This is a genomic window from Acinetobacter sp. (assembly GCF_050285345.1).
In the GTDB taxonomy this organism is placed as follows: domain Bacteria; phylum Pseudomonadota; class Gammaproteobacteria; order Pseudomonadales; family Moraxellaceae; genus Acinetobacter.
In genome coordinates this window covers 25,635-34,143 of the sequence record NZ_JBLZXR010000153.1, presented here as the reverse complement: position 1 = coordinate 34,143, position 8,509 = coordinate 25,635, and the positions used below count along the sequence as shown (strand labels likewise).

Genomic DNA, 8,509 nt, shown 5'->3' with positions numbered 1-8,509 from the left:
TGCCCTCGGGTTGTGAAGGGAAAACCACAGAAATATCCAAGAAAATGCCAGGCAATTTCTTAACTGACTGGCATTACACATAACGTGAGCTTTTTTATAATGCTTCAAAAACTAAAAATTAGTTTTTATGACGCATATGCGGGAACAAGATCACTTCACGGATACTTGCTGCATTGGCAAATAGCATCACCAAACGGTCAATACCAATACCTTCACCTGCTGTAGGAGGTAAGCCGTATTCAAGTGCTTCAATAAAGTCTGCATCATAATGCATCGCCTCATCATCACCTGCGTCTTTTTCCTCAACCTGAGCTTGGAAACGTTCTGCTTGGTCAATTGGGTCATTTAATTCTGAGAAACCATTTGCCAACTCACGACCACCAATAAAGAATTCAAAACGGTCGGTGATGTGTGGATTGTCATCATTACGACGTGCCAATGGAGACGTTTCTGCTGGGTATTCTGTAATGAAAGTTGGCTGACGTAACTGAGTTTCCACAGTTTCTTCAAACACGATGGTTTGTAATCGACCCAAGCCGAAACCTGGTTTCACTTGCTCTTTTAGCTCTTCTTGAATGAATTTTGCCAAGAATTCACGGTCAGATACATTTTCTGGCGTGAACGTTGGGTTGTGCTCAAGAATCGCATCAAACATTGAAATTTTCTTGAATGGACCTTTGAAGCTATACACTTCATCGCCATACGGCACGTCAGTCGTACCCAAAATGTCGATTGCCAATTTTTCAAGCATGTTTTCAGTCAAAGCCATTAAGTCTTTGTAGTCTGCATAGGCTTGATAGAATTCGATCATCGTGAATTCTGGGTTATGGCGCGTTGAAACACCTTCGTTACGGAAGTTACGGTTAATTTCGAATACACGTTCAAAACCACCGACAACCAAACGTTTTAAATAAAGTTCAGGCGCAATACGCAAGAATAACGGCATATCCAAAGCATTGTGATGCGTTTCAAATGGACGCGCAGACGCACCACCTGGAATCACATGCATCATTGGCGTTTCCACTTCCATGAAGCGTTCATTGGTAAGATATGAACGAATACCTGACACCACTTTTGCACGAATTTCAAAAGTTTTACGTGTTTCTTCGTTCATGATGAGGTCTAAATAACGCTTACGATATTTAACTTCAGTATCAGTCAAACCATGGAATTTATCTGGTAGTGGGCGCAGCGACTTGGTTAAAAGTTCAAATTGTTCAATATGAACATATAAGTCACCTTTACCCGAACGGCCAATATAGCCTTCAATGGCAATGATATCGCCTAAATCTAAACCTTTAATGGTTGCAAGTACGTTAGCTTCCAGCTCTTTACGTGGTACATAAAGTTGGATACGGCCAGTCATATCTTGAATTACGATGAATGAACCGCGGTTCAACATCACACGACCAGCAACTTTTACATGAACCTTTTCGCCTGCTTCAATTTCTTCTTTTGATTTATCTGCAAATTGGTCTTGAAGATCTTGTGCATAGTGTTCACGCTTAAATGTGTTAGGCCACGGGCTAACACCTGTTTCCTTGGCGTGCTCTTTGATGTGCTCTAACTTGGCATGACGCTGTGCAATTAAATCGTTTTCGGAAATGGCTTGTTCAGAAGTCGATTGAGCGTTATGTTGCGTCATCTCTGTCTCAAATAGTTAAAAATCGGAAGTTGCATAGCATAGCAGATTTACTTCCGCTTGAGCAGTAAGCGCATTCAGCATTTTTAATAAAATTAAAATGATTCAAGCAAATTTAACGCTTTCAGCCATGTATCCCCCATTTTGGAATATTTTGAGTTCACCTTGCCAAATGCTTAAGCGCTGCATTTAATATAGCAAACCACACCTATATATTCTTTTAAAAAATACCCATACCCGTTACGATTAACATAAAAAATATCAAATAAAATCAACTACTCGCCCTTCTAACCTTTCATAGGGTTTCGAAACCAATTTAAGACTAAAGTCTTTATTTGACAGACGAATTAGACCAATAGCTAGATTATTAAAGCGTCTAAATTGACTACAATAAGCACATAAATTCGTTGAAAAGTAAAATATTCAACTCAGAAAATATTTGAAAACAGTGCGTAGAAAAACAATGACCGTAAGCTCATCTAAAATTCTGTTTTTACATGGTTTAGATTCATCGCGTGAATCTACAAAATTCCATGCCATTGATGCAAAGCATAAGTTTTGTATTGAAGTGGACTATCGCAACTTAAATTTTCAAACGGTTGCCGATTTTTATCATGAAAGTATAGAAAAGATTCGCCCGGATATTATTGTAGGTCATAGCCTTGGAGGCTATTGGGCATTAAAAATGTCGCTATTTCATCGTATTCCTTGCGTGATTGCCAATCCGAGTTTATATCCAGATTTTAGAGATGATTATCCGGCCATTAACGATGCCGACTTGGATCATGATATTCCTCAGATCGCCTATTTGGAACTTGGTGATGAAATTTTAGATATGCATCGGGTTGAACATCAGCTGGAAGACTATATGCAAATTCAATCTGTCCAAGGCGGTCATCATCGCTTGGCCTGCCCTGAAAATATAAATCAACTTATTCAACTGATTGAAGAAAATTATCTACATCAATACTAAACTATTTTCAGGTCTTTATTCTTCAACTTCTATCTATAAAAAATAATCATAAAAAAAGGCCTTGTCATCAACAAAGCCTTTTTCAGTTTAAAACGTATCAACGCATTTTAAACTATGCAGCAGCAACTTTAGGACGTGATTTATCGTCAAGAACCGACCAAATCTGCATCCCTAAATCTTTGTGTAAATCAGGAAGATCAAGGAAAATACTCGCACCTAAAACTTCGTGATGACATTTTTCAGCTAACTGTTTAACAGCGCGCAAAGTACCACCTGTTGCCAACACATCGTCCACAATAATTACTTTTTGTGATTGAATTTCTGCAGACATTTCTAAACGATCTAGACCGTATTCTAAGCTATAGCCTACACCTACAACTGGGGGTGGTAACTTGCCTGCTTTACGAACTAAAACAAGACCTTTACCTGTACGCTGTGCAAGCAAGCTTGCCAATACAAAGCCACGCGCTTCAACAGCAATAAAGCTATCTACTTCTGCTAATTTTTCTGCAGGAATACTTGCAATCAAAGCGTCTGTTAATGGACCAATGTTATTCATGAATAACGGTGTAAGGTCAAAGAAGCTAATCCCTGGTTTAGGGAAATCTTGGACAGTACGAATGTTAGACCACAGTGCAGCAGCAGTAGAATTACTCATAATAGGAGAAAAATAAATAAGGAAGGAATGTGTGAATTTTAACGCTTATTCAAAAAAAAATACAGTGATAGACATAGAATAGTGACTGATTAAAACACAGCAATTTTACATAAAATATTGATTTTATTATTTTATTTATTTAATAAATATTAAATATGTATTTATCTAATTATAAAATAACTGATTCATCGATTTTTTTCTGCGCGACTTTAGTCTTAATCGCATGAAAAGTGAAACAAAATAGCTTTGCTCTTGGAGCGATGAAATCACTGTCTAACCAAAACTAGTCCAGACCAAAGTTGTTTTGTCTAACAAAAATCGAAAGATTTAGGTATTTAAAGATATTTATTGTCCTCGACTGCCATTCTGCTTTTAATTTCGCTGATTAAACTCTTAGCCACTTTACTTTATAGTCAGAACTGCGTAAAAATTTAACATAAGCGTCTACTGTATAAGGCAAAGATTACCTGTACAGGAATGAAATTTTTACTGACCTTATTTTGCGTCAGTTTTTGGAGAATGGAATGAAAAAGTATCAATGCATCGTTTGTGGATGGATTTATGACGAAGCAGAAGGCTGGCCGCAAGACGGTATTGTTGCTGGCACAAAATGGGAAGATATCCCTGAAGACTGGACTTGCCCAGATTGCGGCGTGTCAAAAGCAGATTTTGAAATGGTTGAAATCTAATAACGATAATCAAAGACCATCACCGTTATGGTCTTTTTTTTGCCTGTAAAATATAAATTGAGCTTGGAGTTGAGTATGCACCCGATTGTCATTATTGGTTCTGGTATGGCGGGATATGCCGTTGCACGTGAATTTCGTAAGTTAAATCCCGAACAAGAACTTATGATGATTTGTGCAGATGATGCAATCAACTATGCAAAACCGACATTGTCGAATGCTTTAGTCGGCAACAAAGCCCCTGAGCAAATTGCCTTAGGTGATGCAGCAAAAATGTCAGCTCAACTTAATATGCGAATTATCAACAATAGCTGGGTCAAAGCGATTGATGCAGCCAAGCAAGAACTGATTATTGAAAGCCACGCTCAAAGCAGCACACAAGCCTATTCAAAACTAGTTTTGGCTGTTGGTGCAAATCCGATCCGTTTAGCCATTGCAGGTGACGGCAGCGATGACATTCATGTGGTCAACAATCTAGACCACTATAAAGCTTTCCGTAGACAGCTTGCTGAACGTGATGATAAACGTGTGGTAATTTTGGGTGCGGGTTTGATTGGCTGTGAATTTGCCAATGACTTGCAAAACACGGGAGCTAAAGTGGCTGTAGTTGATTTAGCACCCCAACCCTTAGGTCGTTTATTACCCAACCATGTCGCGACACAATTCCAAGCCAAACTTGAAGAAACCGGGATTCAATTTATCCTCGGTACGACCGTTGAAAAAGTAACTCGCATTAAAAATGGGGACTATCATGTGAGTTTGGCCAATGGTCAAAGCTTAGTAGCGGATGTGGTTTTATCTGCCATTGGTCTACAGCCTGAAATTAGTTTGGCGAAAAATGCAGGTATCCATACCAGCCGCGGCGTATTGACCAATACAGGCTTGGAAACCAACCTAACCAATATTTATGCAGTCGGTGACTGTGCAGAAGTAAACGGCATGCTCCTTCCTTATGTGATGCCTATCATGCAACAAGCACGTGCACTTGCAAAAACACTAAATGGTGAGCAAACAGCTGTGCACTACCCTGCCATGCCTGTTGCGGTGAAAACTCCTGCTGCACCTTTGACAGTACTCCCTGCGCCTGTAGGAGTTGATATTCAATGGGAAACTGAAACCCTTGAAGATGGCATGATTGCCCGCGCACTCGATGCTGACGCTGTATTACGTGGTTTTGTATTACTCGGTGCAACTGCAGGCAAGCAACGCTTAACTTTGACTAAGCAGGTTCCAGACTTGATTCCAGCAGCGGTTTAAGGTTTAAATATAAGGACATCCTTATAATAATTGATGTCCTTTTTTAAGGAAGAATAACAATGAATAGTGGCCTTCAGTTCAATATCTCGCCTTATACCTCATTCATGCATGAAACTCGTGTTGACTTGGGAAATGGTATTGAATTGCATGTTGAAACTGGTGGCGACCCCGAACATCCTACAATCTTACTGATTATGGGACTTGGGGCACAAATGCTCTATTGGCCCGATTTTTTCTGTAAATCCCTGATTGATCAAGGCTATCATGTCGTTCGCTTTGATAATCGCGACATTGGCCTATCCAGTAAAATCCGCAATACAGGACCACGTTTAAATACCCTAAAACTCATGGGTCGTTTTGCCTTAGGTTTGGAAAATCAAGGCGCACCTTATGACCTGTACGATATGGCGGATGATGTTTCCCTACTTATTGATCGTATGGGACTCGACAAAGTGCATATTTTAGGTGCTTCGATGGGTGGCATGATTGCACAAATTGTTGCTGCGCGCTTTCCTGAAAAAGTCCATAAACTCTGCTTACTGTTCACCAGTAACATTCAACCCTTGTTACCGCCACCATTTCCAAAACAGTTATTTAGTCTAATTGAAAAGCCTGAATCAAACGATGAAGATGGTATTGTTAATCATAGTCTGAAAGTCTTTAATATCATTGGCTCTCCCGGTTATATTAATCAGTTAGAAGCAATTCAAACTGCACGTAAACTCTATAAACGAAGTTATTATCCAGCGGGTGTACTTCAACAGTTTTTAGCAATATTATGTACAGGCTCCCTGCTGCAACTGGATAGACAGATTCAGCACAACACCCTCGTGGTTCATGGCGCTCGTGACCGTTTACTGCCGCCAAGCCATGGCAAGGCTGTTGCAAAGGCAATTTCAGGCGCTAAATTTGAATTAATTGATGGAATGGGGCATGATATCCCACCGCATTTTATTCCATATCTTAGCGGTTTATTTGCTGATCACTTTAAATCATAAATTAGGACACTATGGCTGCATTACCATCTTTAAGACAGCTGTCATATCTAGTAACACTGTCAGAAACGCTACATTTTACTGAAGCTGCGCGTCGTTCTTTTGTCACCCAGTCAACTCTGTCTGGCGGGATTATGGAGCTTGAGCGTTTATTAGGTGGCGTTTTGGTAGAACGCGACCGTCAAAACGTGCGTTTAACTCCACTTGGCGAGCAAGTTGTCGGCCGGGCCCGAGTTCTGCTGGCAGATGCCCAAGACCTAATGCGTTTAAGTCGTGAAATGAGTGAACCTCTAACTGGCGATTTACATTTAGGGGTCATTCCAACAATTGCACCCTTCCTGCTTGCACCATTACTCGATGAAGTTCACAAGCAGTTGCCAAAAATTCAACTTCATCTACATGAAGCTCAGAGCGAAAAAATTGTTGAAAAGCTGGAACACGGCAATTTAGATATGGTCTTGCTTGCACTGCCATTTGATACTCGCAGCCTCAAAGTGGCTGAAGTTAACAAAGAGAAGCTGTGTTTGGTTTATCACAAAGCTGACCAAAATGCGGCTCAAGCAAAATCCCTAGATGATTTAGATTTGTCTCGATTAATGCTGCTTGAAGAAGGTCATTGTTTACGCGATCACGCTTTAAGTGCTTGCCCAATTGGCGAACGCAAAAATGATCATCGTTTAAAGGCCAGCTCGCTTCCAACCTTAATTGAGATGGTATCGGCGGATTTAGGCTTTACTCTACTTCCTGAGATTGCGATTCATACCAATATGATCAAAGCAAATCCAGATTTGGCGGTAAAAGAAATCGAATCTAGCCCGACACGTACACTTGCATTAGTGACGCGTAAAAGTACGCCACTGCAAAGTGAATTTGATGTCTTGCTACAAATTTTGCAGAAAATTACCAATAATCTGCATTAAGCTTGTAGTCAATGTGATCACGAAAAAGAGCGCTTATTGCGCTCTTTTTTATATCTGCTACGTTTAGCCCATTATGAAATAATGCTTCACAAAAAGAAAAAGGCTAACTCAAATGAGTAGCCTTATAGGAATACATATGACTCAATAATAATATGAACTCATAGCCTAAATAACATCTTCATACTAGCCAGATAAGTTAGAAGATAGAGTTATCTTAGGTCAGCACCAAATAATTGCACATCCCCATTTCTAGGTATTTTATTTAAAAATTCCAAGTTAAAACATTCAATTAGCCACTTTTATAGTAAAAGTACAGCTCGTGGCACAACTAACTTTCACAGCATTTCATGTATATCTAATCAACATCAATTCATTGAATATAAGAGAAGCTAAAACCATATCTCCAAATATTTATCCTCCCCCATTTGCAATCTTTTTACCATTAAATCGCCCTTCATTTTTATATAAATGAACAAAAGCAGAAGTATCGTAAATTTATCATGTATTCATTAATAGCTACATAAAACATGCATTAATTTCATAAAGCAAACAATCTAATTGGCCTAAATACTCAAATACTGTACATCCACCCAAAATAACCAACCAAAGGCCGTCAAAATAGAACAATATAAAATCACCATAATTGACAATAACTTAACTACAAATTATCAATTAAATCCCAGTTTTTAGGTATTTTTATCTAATTTATTTTATTGCATATTAGCTCAATGCAACTAGATTAAAAAATAATGGGTAAAATGTATGGCAAGTGATTTTCTCTTACTCGTCCCTGTATTGATCATCGACCATCAAGCAGTGACCTCTAAAAGCTTGATGTATGATATTTTAGAAGACTTAGGTTATCCTCAAGAACTGATTACCTTCGTCGATAATTTAACCGATGCTAAACAAAGTATTTTTAATTTATTGCCCAATTTAATTTTTTTAGTTGCCACCCAACAGTCCGATATCGCCTTTATTCATCAGATTAAAAAGATTTACCCTTCTAGTAATTTGATCGTACTGGTACAGGAACAATCGACGGATTTAACCTTTCATGCCTTACAACTGGGTGCTACAGCATACTTAGTGATTGATCAATCTACTGAAAAGATCTATCAACAATTAAAGATTATTCTTCGTGGCGGCGCAGCTCTACATCAAAGTTTTGCAACATTTTTACTCAATGAACCCTTACATCAGCAATCTGAGTGTGCAGAACAACTAAATTTAAATCCGGCTGAATACCAAATCTTAGATATGGTCAGCCATAGCGCAACCCAAGAACAAATGGTTGATGAATTAAAGCTTTCGACTTATCAAATCAATGGTTTTATTAAAAATATTTACCGTAAGCTTTATAGTTGTTCCTAAAACA

Annotated in this window: 8 protein-coding genes; 6 read left to right on the top strand and 2 right to left on the bottom strand. The window is 38.8% G+C overall.

Features of this window, described 5'->3' with window-relative positions:
* Window positions 1-118: 118 nt before the first annotated feature.
* Window positions 119-1,645, bottom strand: coding sequence for a lysine--tRNA ligase (gene lysS, locus ACN6OV_RS13535; protein WP_427953783.1), 1,527 nt, complete (start codon window positions 1,643-1,645; stop codon window positions 119-121).
* Between the two features lie 460 nt (window positions 1,646-2,105).
* On the opposite strand from lysS, the gene ACN6OV_RS13530 reads away from it, so the two are divergent.
* On the top strand, window positions 2,106-2,615 hold the full coding sequence (locus ACN6OV_RS13530) for a YqiA/YcfP family alpha/beta fold hydrolase (protein ID WP_067762323.1): 510 nt from the start codon (window positions 2,106-2,108) through the stop codon (window positions 2,613-2,615).
* Window positions 2,616-2,727: 112 nt separating this feature from the next.
* Here the strand turns inward: ACN6OV_RS13530 and ACN6OV_RS13525 are convergent, their stop codons facing one another.
* A complete protein-coding gene (locus ACN6OV_RS13525) occupies window positions 2,728-3,273 on the bottom strand; it encodes an adenine phosphoribosyltransferase (RefSeq protein ID WP_427953781.1) in 546 nt (181 codons plus the stop codon).
* A 524-nt stretch (window positions 3,274-3,797) separates the two neighbouring features.
* Between ACN6OV_RS13525 and rubA the strand changes: the two genes are divergently transcribed.
* The 5 genes from rubA to ACN6OV_RS13500 all read left to right on the top strand — a co-directional run bounded on the left by rubA (window position 3,798) and on the right by ACN6OV_RS13500 (window position 8,505).
* Window positions 3,798-3,962, top strand: coding sequence for a rubredoxin RubA (gene rubA / locus ACN6OV_RS13520; protein ID WP_427953779.1), 165 nt, complete (start codon window positions 3,798-3,800; stop codon window positions 3,960-3,962).
* 75 nt (window positions 3,963-4,037) lie between these two features.
* A complete protein-coding gene (locus tag ACN6OV_RS13515) occupies window positions 4,038-5,216 on the top strand; it encodes an NAD(P)/FAD-dependent oxidoreductase (RefSeq protein WP_427953777.1) in 1,179 nt (392 codons plus the stop codon).
* Window positions 5,217-5,275: 59 nt separating this feature from the next.
* Window positions 5,276-6,214 (top strand): esterase EstB, encoded by a 939-nt coding sequence (estB, locus tag ACN6OV_RS13510; RefSeq protein ID WP_427953775.1) that lies wholly within the window; start codon window positions 5,276-5,278, stop codon window positions 6,212-6,214.
* An 11-nt stretch (window positions 6,215-6,225) separates the two neighbouring features.
* Complete coding sequence (oxyR, locus tag ACN6OV_RS13505; RefSeq protein WP_427953773.1) at window positions 6,226-7,131, top strand: LysR family transcriptional regulator OxyR; 906 nt, start codon at window positions 6,226-6,228, stop codon at window positions 7,129-7,131.
* Between the two features lie 762 nt (window positions 7,132-7,893).
* Complete coding sequence (locus tag ACN6OV_RS13500) at window positions 7,894-8,505, top strand: hypothetical protein (RefSeq protein ID WP_427953771.1); 612 nt, start codon at window positions 7,894-7,896, stop codon at window positions 8,503-8,505.
* The last annotated feature ends 4 nt before the right edge of the window (window positions 8,506-8,509 follow it).